Annotated in this window: 13 protein-coding genes; 8 read left to right on the forward strand and 5 right to left on the reverse strand. The window is 59.7% G+C overall.

What is annotated here, in order from left to right; all coding sequences use genetic code 11:
* Positions 1 to 11 precede the first annotated feature (11 nt).
* Together Enr13x_RS17135 and Enr13x_RS17140 are read left to right on the forward strand one after the other, a co-directional pair.
* A complete protein-coding gene (locus tag Enr13x_RS17135) occupies positions 12 to 3,005 on the forward strand; it encodes a DUF1553 domain-containing protein (RefSeq protein WP_145388063.1) in 2,994 nt (997 codons plus the stop codon).
* Positions 2,995 to 4,452: a DUF1501 domain-containing protein gene (locus Enr13x_RS17140; RefSeq protein WP_145388064.1), complete on the forward strand. Its 1,458-nt coding sequence runs from the start codon at positions 2,995 to 2,997 to the stop codon at positions 4,450 to 4,452. Before Enr13x_RS17135 ends, Enr13x_RS17140 begins: the two co-directional genes overlap by 11 nt.
* A 325-nt stretch (positions 4,453 to 4,777) precedes the next feature.
* Here the strand turns inward: Enr13x_RS17140 and Enr13x_RS17145 are convergent, their stop codons facing one another.
* Positions 4,778 to 5,998, reverse strand: a complete 1,221-nt coding sequence (locus tag Enr13x_RS17145) for a hypothetical protein (protein WP_145384426.1) — start codon at positions 5,996 to 5,998, stop codon at positions 4,778 to 4,780.
* A 92-nt stretch (positions 5,999 to 6,090) separates the two neighbouring features.
* Positions 6,091 to 6,336 (reverse strand): hypothetical protein, encoded by a 246-nt coding sequence (locus Enr13x_RS17150; RefSeq protein ID WP_145384425.1) that lies wholly within the window; start codon positions 6,334 to 6,336, stop codon positions 6,091 to 6,093.
* 439 nt (positions 6,337 to 6,775) lie between these two features.
* Between Enr13x_RS17150 and Enr13x_RS17155 the strand changes: the two genes are divergently transcribed.
* A complete protein-coding gene (locus Enr13x_RS17155; RefSeq protein WP_145388066.1) occupies positions 6,776 to 8,215 on the forward strand; it encodes a sulfatase-like hydrolase/transferase in 1,440 nt (479 codons plus the stop codon).
* Positions 8,216 to 8,635: 420 nt separating this feature from the next.
* On the opposite strand, the gene Enr13x_RS17160 is transcribed toward Enr13x_RS17155, so the two are convergent.
* Together Enr13x_RS17160 and Enr13x_RS38010 are read right to left on the reverse strand one after the other, a co-directional pair.
* The gene (locus Enr13x_RS17160; protein ID WP_145388068.1) at positions 8,636 to 9,871 is read right to left on the reverse strand and encodes a dockerin type I domain-containing protein; all 1,236 of its coding nucleotides are present in this window, start codon (positions 9,869 to 9,871) and stop codon (positions 8,636 to 8,638) included.
* A gap of 321 nt (positions 9,872 to 10,192) precedes the next feature.
* The gene (locus tag Enr13x_RS38010) at positions 10,193 to 10,747 is read right to left on the reverse strand and encodes a hypothetical protein (protein ID WP_197456092.1); all 555 of its coding nucleotides are present in this window, start codon (positions 10,745 to 10,747) and stop codon (positions 10,193 to 10,195) included.
* A gap of 236 nt (positions 10,748 to 10,983) precedes the next feature.
* Here Enr13x_RS38010 and hpt point away from each other — a divergent pair, with 236 nt between their 5' ends.
* The 4 genes from hpt (at position 10,984) to Enr13x_RS17185 (ending at position 14,814) form a co-directional block, all read left to right on the forward strand.
* Entirely contained in the window at positions 10,984 to 11,529 is a 546-nt protein-coding gene (gene hpt / locus Enr13x_RS17170) for a hypoxanthine phosphoribosyltransferase (protein WP_145388070.1), read from the forward strand.
* Positions 11,530 to 11,612: 83 nt separating this feature from the next.
* On the forward strand, positions 11,613 to 12,863 hold the full coding sequence (locus Enr13x_RS17175; protein ID WP_145388072.1) for a glycosyltransferase: 1,251 nt from the start codon (positions 11,613 to 11,615) through the stop codon (positions 12,861 to 12,863).
* A complete protein-coding gene (locus Enr13x_RS17180; protein WP_145388074.1) occupies positions 12,860 to 13,963 on the forward strand; it encodes a glycosyltransferase family 4 protein in 1,104 nt (367 codons plus the stop codon). The genes Enr13x_RS17175 and Enr13x_RS17180 overlap by 4 nt, the downstream gene beginning before the upstream one ends.
* 293 nt (positions 13,964 to 14,256) lie before the next feature.
* Positions 14,257 to 14,814, forward strand: a complete 558-nt coding sequence (locus tag Enr13x_RS17185; protein ID WP_231744349.1) for a hypothetical protein — start codon at positions 14,257 to 14,259, stop codon at positions 14,812 to 14,814.
* 87 nt (positions 14,815 to 14,901) lie between these two features.
* Here the strand turns inward: Enr13x_RS17185 and Enr13x_RS17190 are convergent, their stop codons facing one another.
* A complete protein-coding gene (locus tag Enr13x_RS17190) occupies positions 14,902 to 15,834 on the reverse strand; it encodes a glycosyltransferase family 2 protein (protein ID WP_145388076.1) in 933 nt (310 codons plus the stop codon).
* A gap of 256 nt (positions 15,835 to 16,090) precedes the next feature.
* Here Enr13x_RS17190 and Enr13x_RS17195 point away from each other — a divergent pair, with 256 nt between their 5' ends.
* Positions 16,091 to 16,753, forward strand: coding sequence for a hypothetical protein (locus Enr13x_RS17195; protein ID WP_145388077.1), 663 nt, complete (start codon positions 16,091 to 16,093; stop codon positions 16,751 to 16,753).
* Positions 16,754 to 16,876: the final 123 nt, after the last annotated feature.

Consider the following 16,876-nt stretch of genomic DNA (forward strand, 5'->3'; position numbering starts at 1 on the left):
GAGCGAAGGACATGAGGCGATTGCGGCTGCTGGCGGTCTGTACGGTGTTGCTGGCGACGGGTGCTACGGTACGCGGCGATGATTCACCGTTGGATTTCAAGTCACAGATCGCGCCGATCCTGCAGCGGCACTGCGTTCGGTGTCATTCGCCGAACAACAACCAGGGTGATCTCTCGTTGGCGACGATCGACGACTTGCGTGGTAACGACTACGTCATCGCGGGTGACCCGGAGAGCAGTTATCTGCTGGAACTCGTCACGCCGTCGGGCGGCCAACCCGCCGCGATGCCGAAGGAAGCGCAGCCGCTCTCGGAGGCCGAAATCAATTCACTTCGGAAATGGATTTCTGAAGGAGCGGCCTGGCCGAGCGACGTTGTCCTGAAGGAACAGTCCAAGGCGGATGAAACATGGTGGGCGCTGCAACCGTTGCGCGTCGCGAAACCCGCGCCGTTGCATTCCAACACAATCGATGAGTTCATTCGCGCCAAGCTGGCCGACAAACAACTGCAGATGAATCCGCCGGCCGACCGTCGCACGTTGATTCGTCGCGTGACCTTCGATCTGATCGGATTGCCGCCGACGCCCCAGGATGTCGATGCGTTTGTCCATGACTCCGACCCGATGGCCTATGAAAAATTGGTCGATCGATTGTTGGCATCCCCCCATTACGGCGAACGATACGCACGACACTGGCTGGATCTGGCGCACTACGCGGACACGCATGGATTTGAACGCGACATGCGACGCGACAATGCCTGGCGCTATCGAGACTATGTGATCGAATCGTTCAACGACGACAAACCGTACCACCGCTTTCTTCAAGAACAGATCGCTGGGGATGTCTTGTGGCCGGACGACGAACAGGCGGTGATCGCGACCGGCTTTCTTTCCGCCGGGCCCTGGGATTTCGTCGGACACGTCGAAACCAAGAGCGATCAACTGCGTCGGTCCGCTCGAGTGCTGGACCTGGATGACATGACCACGCAAGTCATGACCACCACCATGGCGATGACGGTCAATTGTGCCCGCTGCCACGATCACAAGCTGGACCCGATTTCGCAACGAGAGTATTACCAGCTACAATCCGTCTTCGCCGGCGTGCGGCGAGACGAACGCATTATCAGCGATGCGTCGCTGAAGGCGTACGAATCGGAAAAGCAACAATGGATCAAACGTCGCAATCAGATCGACTTTGAACTCGCCCGGCTGCAAGGTGGTGGGCTCGATCTGGCCGACATCGTCGGTGGTGGAAACGGAAGCGGCACCGGGACGTTTCGCCAGGGCATCGATGTCCGCAATGCGAAGGTCCAGACCCGCGACTTCGGAAGACTCGGCAACGTGGTGCCAAATCAATTCGCCGCCTCGGACTTTGATTTTGTGGACGGCGTGTTTGTCCCCAGCGGTGAGTCCGGCCAGGCCAAGATTCCCGTCAGCTCGACGGGCATGACCGTCACCGGGTTGCCCACGACCTCCGGCGACGCCTGGGACATGATTCGCAACGGCCCCGTCGCCAGCCAGCATTCACCCGAACTCGACGGAATCGATTTCACCCAAGACGGTCACAGCGTCCTGGGATTGCACGCCAACGCGGGAATCACGTTCGACATCTCGGCCATTCGCCAGAGTCTGACTGGTGGCGCTGCCGAGAACATCCCGGGAACGCCGCTTCGGTTCACCGCACAACTCGGTTACTTCGGCGCCTCCGGTTCGCATCGTGCCGATGCCTGGGTCTTTGTCGACGGACAGAACGTGGCCGAGTTCAAACAACTCGGGCGCGGTGATGGACTGCAGCCCATCGACATCGAACTGTCTCCGACGGTCCGTTTTCTGACACTCGTGTCGACCGACGGTGGCAACGGAATCGGGCATGATCAAATCGGGTTTGGTGATCCGCGCATCCGCCCCAAAACGTCGCCGGCTCGCTCCGATGCCGATGCAAATCGGATTGAGACACTCCGCCGCGAACGTGACGAGGTGACGTCGAAACTTGATGCGCTCGGCCCACCGCCGCGATTCTATGGCGTGGTCGCCGAGAAGACTTTGCCGGAGGTGCGTTTATTGATTCGCGGGAATCCAGAAACGCCCGGCGGTGACGTCTTGCCACCGGCGGCGTTGTCGGCATTGGCGATGTTGGAACCGGAACTCGGGACGGTCACGACAGACCAGGGGCAGCGTCGCGCGGCACTGGCGCAATGGATCACATCGATCGACAATCCGCTGGTGCGACGCGTCATCGTCAACCGACTCTGGCACTGGCATTTCGGCCAAGGACTTGTCGACACGCCCAGTGATTTCGGATTCGGTGGCGGTCGTCCCTCGCATCCCGAACTGCTCGATTGGCTCGCCGATGCATTGGTCGATCATGACTGGTCGCTGAAGGCCATGCACCGTTTGATCGTGACCAGCGACACCTACAAACAGTCCAGCCGGCACCGCGAATCGGCGGCCAAGGTTGATGCCGAAAATCGACTGCTGTGGCGACAGAATCGCCAACGCATTGAAGCCGAAGCGATTCGCGACGCCGTCTTGTTCGTCAGCGGAAAACTAAACCTTCGTCGCGGCGGCCCGGGGTTCGAAGATTTTGAATACCAGGATGCCTACGCCCCGATCTACTCCTACACCACCGCCGACCGTCCCGAGCTGTGGCGACGGAGCATCTATCGCTACATCGTGCGGACCACCCCCGACCGGTTTCTCGCCACGCTGGACTGCCCCGATCCGGCAAACCTGACACCCAAGCGGATCACGACCACCACCCCGCTGCAGTCGCTGGCCCTGTTCAACAACGACTTCATGCTCCGGCAAGCACGCTACTTTGCCCAGCGACTGCGTCGCGAGGCGGGAGACGACGCGGCCGCACAGGTCCAACACGCGTTCGCACTCGCGCTGGGGCGGCAACCATCGCAGCAGGAGGCCCGACTGGCGACGGAGTTTGTCAAGCGACAAGGCTTGTTCGCACTGTGTCGTTCGCTGTTTAATTTGAATGAGTTCGTCTATGTCGATTGATCCCCGACGAAATGTCGCTTTAAGAACAGCGAACCATTCGCGGCGCACGTTCCTGCAATCGGCGGCCGGCGGAATCGGCTCCCTCGCGCTGACGGCAATGCTGGCCCAGGAAGGACGCGGCGCGGGATACGGCCGGTTGCATCATCCGGCCAAGGCCAAGCGTGTGATCCAGATCTTCTGTCCCGGTGGGATGAGTCAGGTGGACACATTTGACTACAAACCCGAGTTGGACAAACGCGACGGATCGGCGTTCGATCCCGATGGCCAGTTGCAATTTTTTGCGTCCAAGCCGGGCAACTGTCGTGGCAGTCACTGGAAATTTCGCCGACATGGCCAGTCCGGACTTTGGATGAGCGATCTGTTTCCGCGGCTGGCGACGTGCATCGACGACATGGCATTCCTCTACTCGATGCACAGCAAGACGGCGCTGCATGGACCGGCCTGTTTTATGATGAATACGGGATTCACGCTGCCCGGTTTCCCCAGCATGGGCGCCTGGGTGACGTACGGCCTGGGCAGTGAAGCGGAGGATTTGCCCGCGTTCGTGGTGTTGCCCGATCCACGCGGTCTGCCGCCCGGCGGGATCATCAACTGGGGTGCCGGTTTTCTGCCGGCGCAACATCAAGCCACAACGCTGGACACGTCCGCCCCACAGCACCCGATCGCCGATCTGTTTCCCCCCAGGGACTTCGCCCAGGCGACGCCGGCCAGCGATCGAGCCGGATTAAATTTTCTGCAGCAGTTGAATGAACTGCACCGCCAGACCCGGCCCGGCGACACGGAACTGGAAGCGCGGATCAAGGCCTATGAGATGGCGGCTCGCTTGCAACTGAGTGCCCCCGAAGCCACGGATTTGAGCCGGGAAAGTCAATCCACCCGAGACCTTTACCAGACCGAACATCCCGACGTCGGCCCGTTCGGACGGCAGTGCTTGCTGGCGCGACGATTGGTCCAGCGCGGCGTGCGATTTGTGCAGATCTATTGTGGGGCGGAGAACACGACCGCCAAAAAGATCCGCCCCAACTGGGACAGCCACGAAGACTTGCCGCGCGACCACGGTTATTGGGGCGCGGTCCTGGACGGTGGCGCCTCGGCGTTGTTGAAGGACCTGAAACAGCGCGGCATGCTGGACGAGACGCTGGTCATCTGCACGACCGAATTCGGTCGTCAACCGGCGGCGCAAGGCAATGGCCTGGGACGCGACCACAATGCCGGTGCCTTCACGGCATGGATGGCCGGGGGCGGAGTCCGCGGAGGGATCGGTTTTGGCGCGACCGACGAGTTAGGTTTCAAAGCGGTCGAACACCCGACCTACAGCTACGATCTGCATGCCACCGCGCTGCACCTGCTGGGCATCGATCACACGCGACTGACGTATTACCACAACGGGATCGAGCGTCGTCTAACCGATGTTCACGGCCATGTGATCGAGCCGATCTTGGCGTAAAACGCAAGACACCCGCGACCGCCACCCCAGCGGGACGCGTCAGCGAGCGGCACATGCCCTCGTTCCCAGGCTCCGCCTGGGAACGCACTGTATTGGAGGCTCCGGCCTCGTTCCCAGGCTCCGCCTGGGAACGCACTGTGTTGGAGGCTCCGCCTCTTGCCCGCCATCGGTGTGTGGCTTTGCCACAGGAGCACGCCGGCGGAGCCGGCGAGGATGGCAAGCAGGATGCTTACCCCACTTCTCACGCAACATCCTGGAGGCACATGCCCTCGTTCCCAGGCTCCGCCTGGGCTGCGCAAAATTGCAGCTCAGAAGGATAGCAGATTTAGGCCGTATCGGTTCCTGGGGATGACGGTAGTACGCTGCGGCGGAACATCGTCATGGTTTGTCTGAGGTTGTCCTTCACCCAATTGCATAGGGTTTTGTGGGTAACGGAGGCGAGGCTCGTTTCAATGGCTTCCGCACTGACGTCGGCGACGCTGGCAGCCATTGATAAGACGTTGCGGGTGAAACCGCTGCGAGAATGTTGTCGACCCATCTGCTTGCCCTTACCGATCAAGGATTCAAGGATTTCGCTGCTCGCCGGCAACCTCTCCCCGGGGGCAAGAATGCTTGAATTCTCTTCGATCGCCGAGACGATCTCGTCGCGAAACGCTTGGCTCTGCCAATCGCCTACATCACACGAAAGTTTTTCAGCCAGGGAAGCAGCCGAGTCTGCGTTAAAACCGACTGTTCGTGAGTGCTCTAACGTCTTGTCGACCATCCGCATCAGACGTGCCCAGACTGCGATCGATTCACGATAGTCAAGCACCCAAGCGAATTTCTCTTCCAGGCGACCAAGTCGATCTTGTTGCTGACGTTCTTCATGGGGGGTGTCAAGCAGACGCAACATCCGCTCTGCCCACCCGATCAGACTGTGCAGATTCATGAAGCGTGCCTTGACCTTGAGTTTGGGAGGCAACAACGATCCCAGCTCAGTCTGTTTGGCTTTCGGTTGTGTCTTTCCACAGTGCCCGAGAAACGAATCCCATTGAGGGTCTTTCTGCAGGACATGTTTGAGTGCCGTCGCAGTTCGGTGACACATGTCGGTCAATGCGATCGTCGACTCGCTTTCCTGTTGAAAACCAGCGATTCCGTTGACCAAGTCGGAACCTTGGTCGGAAATGATGGCCTTGACCTGACCGACTCGGTCAGCAGCTTTCTTCAGTTGCTCGGCAACAATCTTGCCGTTGGATGTCTGGACAATCTCGATCAGGATGGCCGAGAGATCGCTCAGTCGGATAGGCCGATCGAGATTGAGCCAATGTTCAAGGCGAATCCCAACGATCAAAAGACATTTCTCGTTTCCCAATTGGATCGTGTGGTCGACCAGGAGAATCCAATCGTCGGCCTGTTCTTTGGGACGCGTTAATTCATGCAGCCCCCGTCGCAGCGTCCAGTTCTGAATCGTGTTTGCCGTAGGGGCGTGAGACAATCCAGAATGGATGGTGCCTAGCGTGCGGGCAATTTTCTCACAAGCTCGATAGCTGATGGTTGCTTGGAGCACCCAAGAAATCGTGAGTACAACGAGACTCAACGAAAAAGAATGTTGGGGGGCCGGCGGCAGCAATTGAGTCGACGGCTGCGTCGGGCGATTCTTCAGGGGCTGCTCCGCGTTTTTAACTGCTCTAATTCACTCTGCAGCTCGGCGACGCGCCGCCGCAGTTGGCTTGCCTCGCCTCTCCATCGCTGGCGGCTCTCTCTCGCATTGCAGAGGTTTTGCTTGAGTTCCTTAATCAACCGCTTGGATTGCATGGCGTTGTTCTTCCATTTCTCTCGTCCACGGCGTGCCGAACCAAGAAGTTTGGAAACAGGTGACTTATACTCAATCGTGGCTTGAGACATGACTGAACCTCCATGACGCGGAAAAACTGCATATAAGAGAACCAATTCCGTCAAATTCTCAAATAGCAATTTCAACACAAAACCGGTCGGTTTTGCGCAGCCCAGGCTCCGCCTCTTGCCCGCCATCGGTGTGTGGCTTTGCCACAGGAGCACGCCGGCGGAGCCGGCGAGGGTGGCAAGCAGGATGCTTACCCCACTTCTCACGCACCAATCTGGAGGCTCCGCCTCCGGCGGAACCCAAACCCACGGGAGCCGGCGCCTCGTAACGAGATGCCATCTCGGCTTTGGTTTTCAGGCGAAATGTCGCCGCAAGCGACGACTCAGCGCGGAGCGGTGGCTATAACAAAGCCCCGACCCAACACGCAAACGGCAAGACGATCTCCGCGAGAAGAACTCCGTCGCCCCTGTTCCCGCCTCCCAATCAAGAATCACTTGAACGATGAACCGTTTCTATTTTGTACTGCTGTGTGGAATCCTGTTCGGCAACATCGCTCTCGCGGACAAACCGAATGTGTTGTTGATCGTTTCCGACGACCAGGGATACAACGACTTGGGGCTGCTCGGCAATGGGATCCTGACACCGAACCTGGACCGGATCGCGACAGAGGGAACTCGGCTGACGAACTTTTATGTCGCTTGGCCGGCCTGCACTCCTTCCAGGGCAAGCCTGTTGACCGGTCGCTATCCGCAGCGCAATGGCATCTACGACATGATTCGCAACGAGGCCCCCGATTACGGTTATCGCTACACGCCGGACCAATATGCGGTCACGTTTGAACGCATCGGCGGGATGGACTTGAGAGAAATCACGATCGCCGATTTGTTGAAACGGTCTGACTACCACACCGCGATCTTTGGCAAGTGGGATCTGGGCAGCTTGAAGCGTTTTTTGCCGACGTCGCGCGGGTTCGATGACTTTTACGGCTTCGTCAATACCGGAATCGATTACTACACGCACGAGCGATACGGCGTGCCAAGCATGTTTCGCAATCAGTCGCCGACCGAGGAAGACAAGGGGACCTATTGCACGAACTTGTTCGAACGAGAAGCGTTGCGGTTTTTACGCGAGTGGGCCGGCGAAGCACCGTTCTTTCTGTACGTACCCTTCAACGCGCCACACAATTCCTCGTCGCTAGATCCGGCCATCCGCAGTTCCGTTCAGGCCCCCGACGAGTTCAAGAAGCTGTATCCGGACGTCGAAGTCGAGTATCGGACCACGAACAAACACAAATACGCGGACCATGCGACCGTGACGACCCCCGAAGCCCGCCGCCGCGATTACCGTGCGGCGGTCACCTGCATGGATGCGTCGATCGGCAAGCTGCTCGATGAATTGGAAACCAAGGGCTGTCTGGACGACACGATCGTGATCTTCTTTTCCGACAACGGGGGATCGGGCGGCGCCGACAACAGCCCGCTGCGTGGCAAGAAAGCAACGATGTGGGAAGGCGGCGTTCGCGTTCCCTGTCTGGTCCGTTGGCCCGGCGGTGGCATTCCCGCCGGTGCGATCAACGACCAACTTTTGACCTCGTTAGAAATCTTCCCCAGTCTTGTCAAAGCGACCGGTGGCGAAACACCCGCGGATCTGCCCCTGGACGGATTCGACTGGTGGCCGACGCTTCGTGGCGAACAGACGTCACCGCGCCGCGACATGTTCTGGAAACGCCGCGACCACCGGGCCGCGCGGATCGGGAACTGGAAATGGGTGCAATTGGGCGACCAGAACGGCATGCTGTTTGATTTGCAAACCGACATCGGCGAATCAACCGACCTTGCCAATCAATACCCCGAAGTCGCACGCGACATCGAAGCCCGCTTCCAACAATGGCAAACCGAGATGGATGCATCCGAGCCCCGCGGTCCCTTCCGCGACTTCTAGTAACGAACCGAAACGTCATGTCGTAGCGTTGCTCGGGGACGGTTGGTCGATCGAATCGATGTTCCCAGATCAACGCGATGGCCTCAGACGCGAACGCGTCAACAAGGGTCGCCGCGTGGCACCTTGCTGACGCATGCGCGCTTCGATCAACAGGCCGCGGCCCCATGCGATCAAAACGCAGATCGCGTGCGAACAATTCACACGACAGGATTGTCAGACGTTGATGTTGCAATCGATCAAGCACGATTGGATCACCAACCGCGTTGGCTTTCCCAGACGCTCTTCATCAAACGCGCTTCATCAAATCGCGCGCCCCGTCACCGCAAAGCGTTGCCGACAACTTTTTTCAACTTTTCTGAAACTGACACCATGATTCGGTTGTAAACGGCGACGGACCAGAGCGTCAGGACTCGCCCCGGCCTACAAGGAGTCATCGATCCAGTCCCATTGGACGAGCATCGTTTGATCCACGACCGAGGAGCGTTCGTCATTGAGTTCCGGCGTGTCCGCACGTTCGAGTTGCGGTGGGGTCGAGTTGACGCTTGATGCGACACGCTTCGTTTGGGCCGACACCGCACACACTTTTCTATCCGCCTCCGATTGCAGCCCGACGGACTCGAATGGTTCCTCTGCGATGGAATCACCGACCGGATCCGCAGCCATCATCGCGACCAAAATCGGTTCGGCTTCCGCCGCGTTCTGCTGCCGTCCCAAGGCGTTGATCACGTTCAACGCATCGCGAGGCGTCAATGCGAGATCGCCGTTCACGTCGTAGAAAAAGAACCGCTCGGGGGCGATCGTCCGGGCATCCACCAGCACCGCTTGCGCGTCGAACAACGCATTGGCGTGCTCATGGCCGATCGCGATCGCGTTGATCACGTTCAATGCATCCAGTGCGGTCATGCCGTTCTGGCCGTTGACGTCGGTCGCCTGAACCGGATTCGTCCAGTCATGGGGGCCGACGACTCGCACCGTGGCCAATCCGTTGACGAACGAGCGCTCCCATTGACCTCGGATCAGCTCGACCGACGTGAAGGTCCACCCCGATTCAAAGCTGATTTCATCACCGGGATCGGACACGATCAATAGATCTTGATCGGGCGTCGACGTCTCGATCTGAGCCCGACTGATCACCACTTGGTTCGCGCCGCTACCGCGAATGTCGACGGTCCGCACCGTTTCGGCGATGCCAGCGGCCCACTGGAACGTGTCGACCGTCTGACCGGCCCCCGTCAAAACGATCGATGCCAAAGACGGTGACTGGAAACGGTCCAGTTGTCGGTCGAACACAAAGACATCATCCACCACGTTGTCGTCATGCGGGACCAGATTGCTGGCGGTCGACTCGAACGCGACGAATCGGCCTTCGGCGCTGATGGCAACCTGAGTGCTGGCACCGCTGCCACCGGCTTCAACCTCCAACGCCGTCGTGAACGATTCCTCCACGGCAACGCTGCGGACGGCCGATGGAACCGAATGATCCAGGGGGAGTCTCGTTGTCCCGACCGAATCGGTCGCTCCGAGCACGGCGAGCAAATGGCGGTACTCGAGCGATTCGTGCCGCAAGGTCCGACGCCGATTTTGTCGAGCATTGCGGTGGGCATTTCGTCGATGGGGCAGGCTGCGATGCTTGTCAGCGAAGAGAGCAATCATCATGTCACCGTTGTGTCGGAACTATGTTGCATCCACCTAGCCCCTCCCGCAATCCACGACGCGGGTCTACCTCATCCTAACATGCCAACACCTCGCCGACGCCGATTTGGCGGGTTTGAGCCAATCGAATCACAACAATGACAACCGACGCAATGTGATGGGCACCATGCGACGCCGGCCAAACACCAGAGAGGTTTGCGACCGTTGACGGAAGCGTGGACGAGACGTTCCGGGCGCCCCGAAAGGCGACCGAGGTTCGTTGCGTGGTTCTCTGTCAACAGAGGGGCGACAAATTCAGCCGCACACTTGTTGTCGGACGCCGTCTTACGCCGCTTTGGAAATCTGACCTTGTTGGTCGGAATCCTGATCGCTTGAATCGTCTTCGGCTGCCGGCATCGGAAGACTGATCGGCCCCGCATCGGACGCGGAGGATTCGTCCTGCTCTTCCAACACGGGCTCTTCCAACGCAGGCTCTTCCAACACGGGCTCTTCCAACGCAGGCTCTTCCAAGGCGGGGGCTTCGGCAACGATTTGCTCGCCTTGGAACGACGCCACCAGCATGCCGCCGGCAGCGTGGATCTTCAGTTCGTCCGGTTCCATGAACCAGGTCGCGCGAAACGTATCGCCTTGGGCGGTCGCGTGGAAGGTGCGTCCGGCGTAGAACCCGTCGCGAATCAAAATGGATTCGGAAACGATTTTCGCTTCGTCCTCGCCTTCTTGATCTGCCTGCGACTGGGAATCTTGTGGAGTTTGCTCCTGGATTTCCCCCGCCGACTCGTTCACGTCCGTCACCGCGAGGCAGGGGCGTGGCATCACATTGGCGGCCAGCCACTGTTGCAGATGGGCTCGCACGGTCGCCAAACGTTGGGAATTGGTCATTCGTCGGGTCTGTCGAAAAATACGCGTCAGTGGAGCAGGGAACCCTGGGACGGCCGCGGCATTCCGGGGGGGAAGTCCCGTGGGAAATTATCGGCCGCCGGTGTATCGTTCATCGGCGTTTCGTTGCGTCGGATCCGCAATTTGCTGGACCGAATCGCACTGAAACCCTAAATCGCCCATTTTGCCAGCCATTTGAGAATTTGCCGCGGGGAGCGCGTCGACCGGACGCGAAACGGATGCGTATTTTGCTTGATGAGAACCAGTTACAGGCCGGAGTCGAACGCTTGGCCACGGAAATCGATCGGTTTTACGGGGCGCAGCGGCCGCTGACCGTGATTGCGGTGATGACGGGCAGTCTGGTCCTGTTTGCCGATCTGATTCGTCGTCTGTCGATGCCGCAACGAGTTGGCGTGATCCAGGCGTCGAGTTATCGTGGGGGGACCGAATCGGGAAAGCTGGAGGTCAACGCGAACATGCTGATCGACGTCAAAGATCGCGAGGTGTTGTTGGTCGATGACATTTTTGACACCGGACGCACGTTGGATCGGTTGTCGGGGATGATCAAGGAACTCGGTGCAAAATCGACCAAGACGGCGGTGTTGTTGCACAAGCATCGCGAACATGCCGTCTCGCTGCGTCCCGACTTTGTGGCGTTTGAAATCCCCGATGAATTTGTGGTCGGCTACGGCTTGGATTACATGGACATGTATCGCAACCTGCCCTATCTGGCGGTCTTGGAGACGCACGAGATCGAAGCGACGGAGCACAAATCGAAACAGTGAGTGGTTTGGAACGCCCTGTCCGTGTTGTTCTGATCGGTCGACACTTTTGGCCGCACGGGTCAATCGATTCGGCCGGCCATTTGATGGAACTCGCCACCGGGTTGCGGCTGGCGGGGGCTCAGGTGTCGGTCTTGACCCCGAAACACGCGGGATCATGGGCCGAAAAATTTACGTTTCGCGAGTGCCAGGTGCATCGCCCGATTCGCATGTTCCGAACCGGTTGGACCGCACGTGGCGATCGGACGGCATCGCGCTACATTCGCTACTTGCGTGACTGGATCGAATCCGATCCGACCTCGTGCGACATCGTCTATTGTGACGCCGGTCGTGAAGAAGCGATCGCGGCGGTGGAAGCCGCCCATGCCCTCGGTGTTCCCTCGGTCGTTCGCCTCTCCGGTCACGGCGAGTGCAGTGATTTTGAATTTTTCAAACACAGTCGCATCGGCAAGCGTTGTCGATCGGCCGTGATGGACGCCGCTGCCGTGATCGTTGACAGTGCCTCGGCCCATCGGCGCTGGCTGGCCGAGGGGGGCGACAAAGCGCGGGTGCATCGCATTGCCCATGGCATCGGCCCCACGATCGAGCATGGATTATCGAGTCCGAAAAACCTTCGCCGCGCGATGGCGCGGATCAACGGCGATCTGTTCGTCCCCGAATCCTGCTCGGTTGTCCTGTCGGTCGAACGGCTGGATCGAAATTCGGGCATCATGACATTGGTGAAATCGGCGTACCTGCTTTCGAACAAGATCCAAGGATTACAGTTTTGGTTGATCGGCGACGGGCCGCTGCGTGAAACGATCTATGCGCGACTCAAAGGCGACGGGTTGCGGCAATCGATGGCGATGCCGGGCTCGTTCGGTTCGCCCGACGATGTCTTTGCGGCCGCCGACTTGATGGTCCATGTCGGCGACGCGGGTTTTGAGCACCAGGTCCCGACCGCGATCGCTGCCGCATTGCCGTTGGTGCTGGCCAATACCGAAACGGCACGCGAATTTTTCGGCGTCAACGAGTCGGAGGTCCGGCAGCGAATCATCGAGCGTCGTGGCGATGCACTCCAACCCGCCCCCGAAGCGGTCGACGGGGTGTCCGAGCGGGCGGGCCACTTGGTCTGGTGGTTCGATCCGGCCCGGCCCAAGACCCTGCGTTTCGCGATTGAGCAGATCGTCGGCAACCTGGAACACGCCCGCCGGCGCGCCCAGCAAACACGGCGGATCATGCAACGAACCCGATCACGAAGCGAATCGATTGAGCGTTACGTGACACTCTTTCGCCAGCTCACCGCCGGATCGTCCCCGAACACTTCGCAATCGACGTCGATGGAAAACGCGCAATGAAACTTCGAATCGCGCTGATCATTCCGACGATGGATCGAGGCGGTGCTGAAAAGCAGCTCGCATTGTTGGCTGAAAATCTGCCCCGCGAGGAGTTCGACGTGCGAGTCTTCTTGCTCACGCGCGACGGTCCGAGAAGCGAACCGCTGCGGCAAGCCGGGATTCCGGTCACCGTGATCGGCAAACGATTCAAGGCGGATCCGACGGCACTGTTTCGCTTGCGACGGGCGTTGGCGGATTGGTCGCCCGATCTCGTGCACACCTGGTTGTTCGCCGCCAACAGCTTCGGCCGCGCCGCGGCGCTGTTGGCCAAGGTTCCGGTGATTGTGGCCAGTGAACGTTGTGTCGACCCTTGGAAATCCTGGTGGCATTTCTGCATCGATCGTTTTTTGGCACGGCGTTCGGCCGCGATCACGACCAACAGCTCAGGGGTTCGGGAGTTTTATGCGCGGCACGGCATCGCCGGCGATCTATTTCATGTCATCCCCAATGGAATTCCACCACGCCCATCGACACCGATCTCGCGCCCGCAGGCTTTCGAGCGGCTTGGCGTTTCGGTGGAGCGAAAGCTGGTGCTGGCGGTCGGCCGACTGTGGCCGCAAAAGCGTTATCGCGATTTGATCTGGGCCGCCGAACTGCTCGCCTGCACGCGTGACGACACCACGTTGGTCGTGATCGGCGACGGCCCCCAGAAGGCTGAATTGCTGCGATTTCGAGATTCCGTCACGATTCCCGAACATGTTCGTTTCGCGGGCGCACGTGACGATGTCGCCGAACTGTTGCCGCATGCGGATCTGTTTTGGATCGGCAGCGAGTATGAAGGCCAGAGCAATGCGGTGATCGAAGCCATGCAAGCCGGGATCCCCGTGATCGCCTCGGACATTCCCGGCAATCGAGATTTGATCCTCGACGATCAAACCGGTCGCCTGGTCCCGTTGGGCGACCGCGCCGCGCTGGCCCGCGAATCGCTGGATCTGCTGGAACATTCCGACGTGGCCGACCGGCTGGGGACCGCCGGCAGGGCGCGAATCGAGGAGGCGTTTTCGGTGGATCAGATGGTCCAGCGTCACGCCCAGCTCTACCGAGATCTGATCTCGCGTTGACCCCGATGGCAGGCATTCTTTTTGGATAGACACGCGTCGCCTGGCGAATTGACGGCAAATTCTGATAAGCCATTCCGTTCGTAACGGTCAAGCCAAGGCCGGAGCGACGAAATTGATTTGAAACCGCGGTTTTGCTTCAGTTGCAAGTTGAGTGGCGGCACAGGACAGATACCATCAGGGCATCGTTGGACGACTCGGTCAGCCGACCGGTGGCCCCCTGGGGGTTGCCCGCGGACGGGTCGTCCGATCCTTTGCACCAGCCTAGCTGCCTCCCCCCCTGCCAACCGGTTTAGATGGACATGCGAGAAACCCGCCGACAAACGATCGACGAAGTCGAATTAATGTTGGCCAACGCGCGGCTTCGGGATGAGCTGGAGCCCTATCGTGACGAGTCGATCGAATCGTCGATCAACCGAATGTCGCTGCAAGCCGAGAACGAATACTTGGCATCGATGTTGGCTTGGGAACGTGCACCGGCGCTGCCGATCTCGGACTGGTTCTCTCCGCCGCTTCACCTGTTGCCGCCCGACGCCCTGGGGGATTCGCAACTTTCGCATCGACTGAAAAAGACGATTCAAAAGTTGTACAGCAAAAACATCGTGCTGCGGTGCACCGATCACCTCTGTGATCGAGAACTGTACACGATCATCTATCGCGACATCCTGCCCTGTTGCGAAAAGAAAGTCGACGTCCCGGGCAAGGCCCTGGAGTGGATGTGCGTCGAGGACACCGAGACTTGGCTGCGGTTCTACGCCACGCCCGTCGAACGACGCCGCTATCAGGAAGAGTTTGACTGCGAGCTGCCGCCCTCGGAAACGCCGAAACACCGTCGGCAATTGCCCGGCAATTAGCTGGCACCGTGGCGTAAGCTTCCAGCTTGCGAGCCGTGGCGTAAGCTTCCAGCTTGCGAACACAACACCCAACCGCAAGCTGGAAGCTTACGCCACTTTTTTGCAAGCCAGACGCGGCAGTCGGATCAGCACTCGCCCCGCCCCGGCGACCGCACGCCGCAGCCATCCCGCGTTGCGGTAGCGCCACATGCACGCCAGTGCGGCGATGCCGTCTTTCCAGGTGATCTTCTTGCCCTCGTCATAACTGCGGTACTGGTACCCGGTGGGCACTTCGGCGATCGCGATTCCGCGTTCGGCGATCTTGCCGGTGATTTCGGGTTCGAATCCGAATCGACATTCTTTGATTCGAATCGAGCGCACCAGTTCGCCGCGGAAGGCTTTGTGACAGGTTTCCATGTCCGTCAATTGCTGGCCGGTCATGCAATTGCTGATCGCGGTCAGGGCCCAATTGCCCAGCCGATGAAACATCGACGGGTCATCGCTTTCCCCGAGATAGCGCGAGCCATAGACGACGTCGGCCTGGCCTTGTTGAATTGGTTGGATGACGTCCAGCAGGTCGATCGGATCGTACTCGGTGTCGGCGTCCTGAATCGCGACGATATCGCCGCGACTGTGCCGCATGCCCATCCGGACCGCGGATCCCTTGCCGTGATTGCGGCCGCGCAGCAGGATGGTGCGATTGGGCCGCGGAGGCAGCGCTGCCAACCACTGGGCCGTCCCGTCGGTGCTGGCATCATCGACCACGACCGTCTGCGTCCCCTCGGGCATCACTTCATCGATGCGGTCCAAGATTTTCGGCAGGGTGTCTCGTTCGTTGAACACGGGGACGATCACGCTCAGCCCGAACGCGCAGTGGCGTTGGTCTCCGATTTCCCGGCACGCGGCTTCGACCTCGGTCAGCGTTTGTTCGACTCGGCCGATCACGTCTGGTGGACCTTGGCAGGGGGAGGGGAGCTGGTTTGGCGGATCGACACCCGTGGCGGCCGATTGCGAGAACGTCGGATGGGAAGGTTGACTCATGGAGTACGTTGCGTGTGCAAAAAAGGTGCTTGGTTGAAAGAAGCGTGCGGCGCGATCCTCCCGGCGGCCTGCCTTGCTTGACGATCCACCGCGATCACTTACCGGTAATCTGCCGATTGGTCGGTTTGGTCGGATCATCCGGCTGTCTTCAAGAAGTAACGCCGGGGTGACTCATGCGTCGCGTGGATCGGATTTAATTGGTACGCTTTACGCAGGAATCAACCATTCGTCCGTCTTCTGGCATCTGTCCACGCGCATGTCCATCGAACCGATCTACTTGCTGATCGCCTTGCTTCCGCTGGTCGCGTACCTGCTGTTGTTGGGCGCGATTCGTCTCAGCGGTCGTGTGTTGATCACGACGGGAGGGCGCGACATCGCGGCGCTCGGGTTTTCGGTCGTCGGATTGGTGGCCATCGGTCCGGGGGAACTCTTTTTCCCCAAGGCGGCGGCCGGTGTGTTTGGCGGCTGGGTCTGGCTTGCCCTGGTGACCTTTTATGGCCTGATCGTTTCTCTGTTCGCATTGACGGCACGCCCGCGATTGGTCGTGTACGGGCGGACGCCGGAGCAGATGTTGTCGCCGTTACTCCAAGCCGCTTTGGAACTCGATTCCGAGGCGACGTGTGATCGAGAGACGTTGCAAGTGTTTCTGCCCCAGTTGCGCGTCCACTTGCGAGCGGCGGGACATCAAGCGATCGATTCGACGTCGATTGAATCGTTCGAGCCGATCGCGACCAGTGTGTTCTGGGAAAAACTGTTGGGGCACTTGCGAGACAAAGCGGAAGCGACGTCGCCGCCGGCCCCGCGGCGCGGCGGCACGATGATCATCGTCGCGATGACGCTGGGGCTGTTCGTGGTTTGGCGAGCCATCGCGGAACGCCAGCAAGTCGTCGAAGGTTTCCGCGAATGGCTGTGGCGCTAGCGGGCTGCCGTTTTTGTGAGCCGCGCGCCGCGTAAGCGGCCGGGCACTGCGACGCTGCCCGAGGCCTTACGGCCAGCGGCTCACCATTGACTCAGCAGTTGTCGACTAAAACGACAGCCCGCG

Origin of the sequence: Stieleria neptunia, from assembly GCF_007754155.1 — a bacterium.
GTDB classification, from domain to species: domain Bacteria; phylum Planctomycetota; class Planctomycetia; order Pirellulales; family Pirellulaceae; genus Stieleria; species Stieleria neptunia.

Excerpts from the sequence above, each read along its gene's own strand:
- Enr13x_RS17140 (WP_145388064.1), top strand. The coding sequence starts at position 2,995 with ATGTCGATTGATCCCCGACGAAATGTCGCTTTAAGAACAGCGAACCAT.
- Enr13x_RS17180 (WP_145388074.1), top strand. The coding sequence starts at position 12,860 with ATGAAACTTCGAATCGCGCTGATCATTCCGACGATGGATCGAGGCGGT.
- Enr13x_RS17185 (WP_231744349.1), top strand. The coding sequence starts at position 14,257 with ATGGACATGCGAGAAACCCGCCGACAAACGATCGACGAAGTCGAATTA.
- Enr13x_RS17155 (WP_145388066.1), top strand. The coding sequence starts at position 6,776 with ATGAACCGTTTCTATTTTGTACTGCTGTGTGGAATCCTGTTCGGCAAC.
- Enr13x_RS17135 (WP_145388063.1), top strand. The coding sequence starts at position 12 with ATGAGGCGATTGCGGCTGCTGGCGGTCTGTACGGTGTTGCTGGCGACG.
- Enr13x_RS17195 (WP_145388077.1), top strand. The coding sequence starts at position 16,091 with ATGTCCATCGAACCGATCTACTTGCTGATCGCCTTGCTTCCGCTGGTC.
- Enr13x_RS17160 (WP_145388068.1), bottom strand. The coding sequence starts at position 9,871 with ATGATGATTGCTCTCTTCGCTGACAAGCATCGCAGCCTGCCCCATCGA.
- hpt (WP_145388070.1), top strand. The coding sequence starts at position 10,984 with ATGCGTATTTTGCTTGATGAGAACCAGTTACAGGCCGGAGTCGAACGC.
- Enr13x_RS38010 (WP_197456092.1), bottom strand. The coding sequence starts at position 10,747 with ATGACCAATTCCCAACGTTTGGCGACCGTGCGAGCCCATCTGCAACAG.
- Enr13x_RS17150 (WP_145384425.1), bottom strand. The coding sequence starts at position 6,336 with ATGTCTCAAGCCACGATTGAGTATAAGTCACCTGTTTCCAAACTTCTT.
- Enr13x_RS17190 (WP_145388076.1), bottom strand. The coding sequence starts at position 15,834 with ATGAGTCAACCTTCCCATCCGACGTTCTCGCAATCGGCCGCCACGGGT.
- Enr13x_RS17175 (WP_145388072.1), top strand. The coding sequence starts at position 11,613 with ATGGAACTCGCCACCGGGTTGCGGCTGGCGGGGGCTCAGGTGTCGGTC.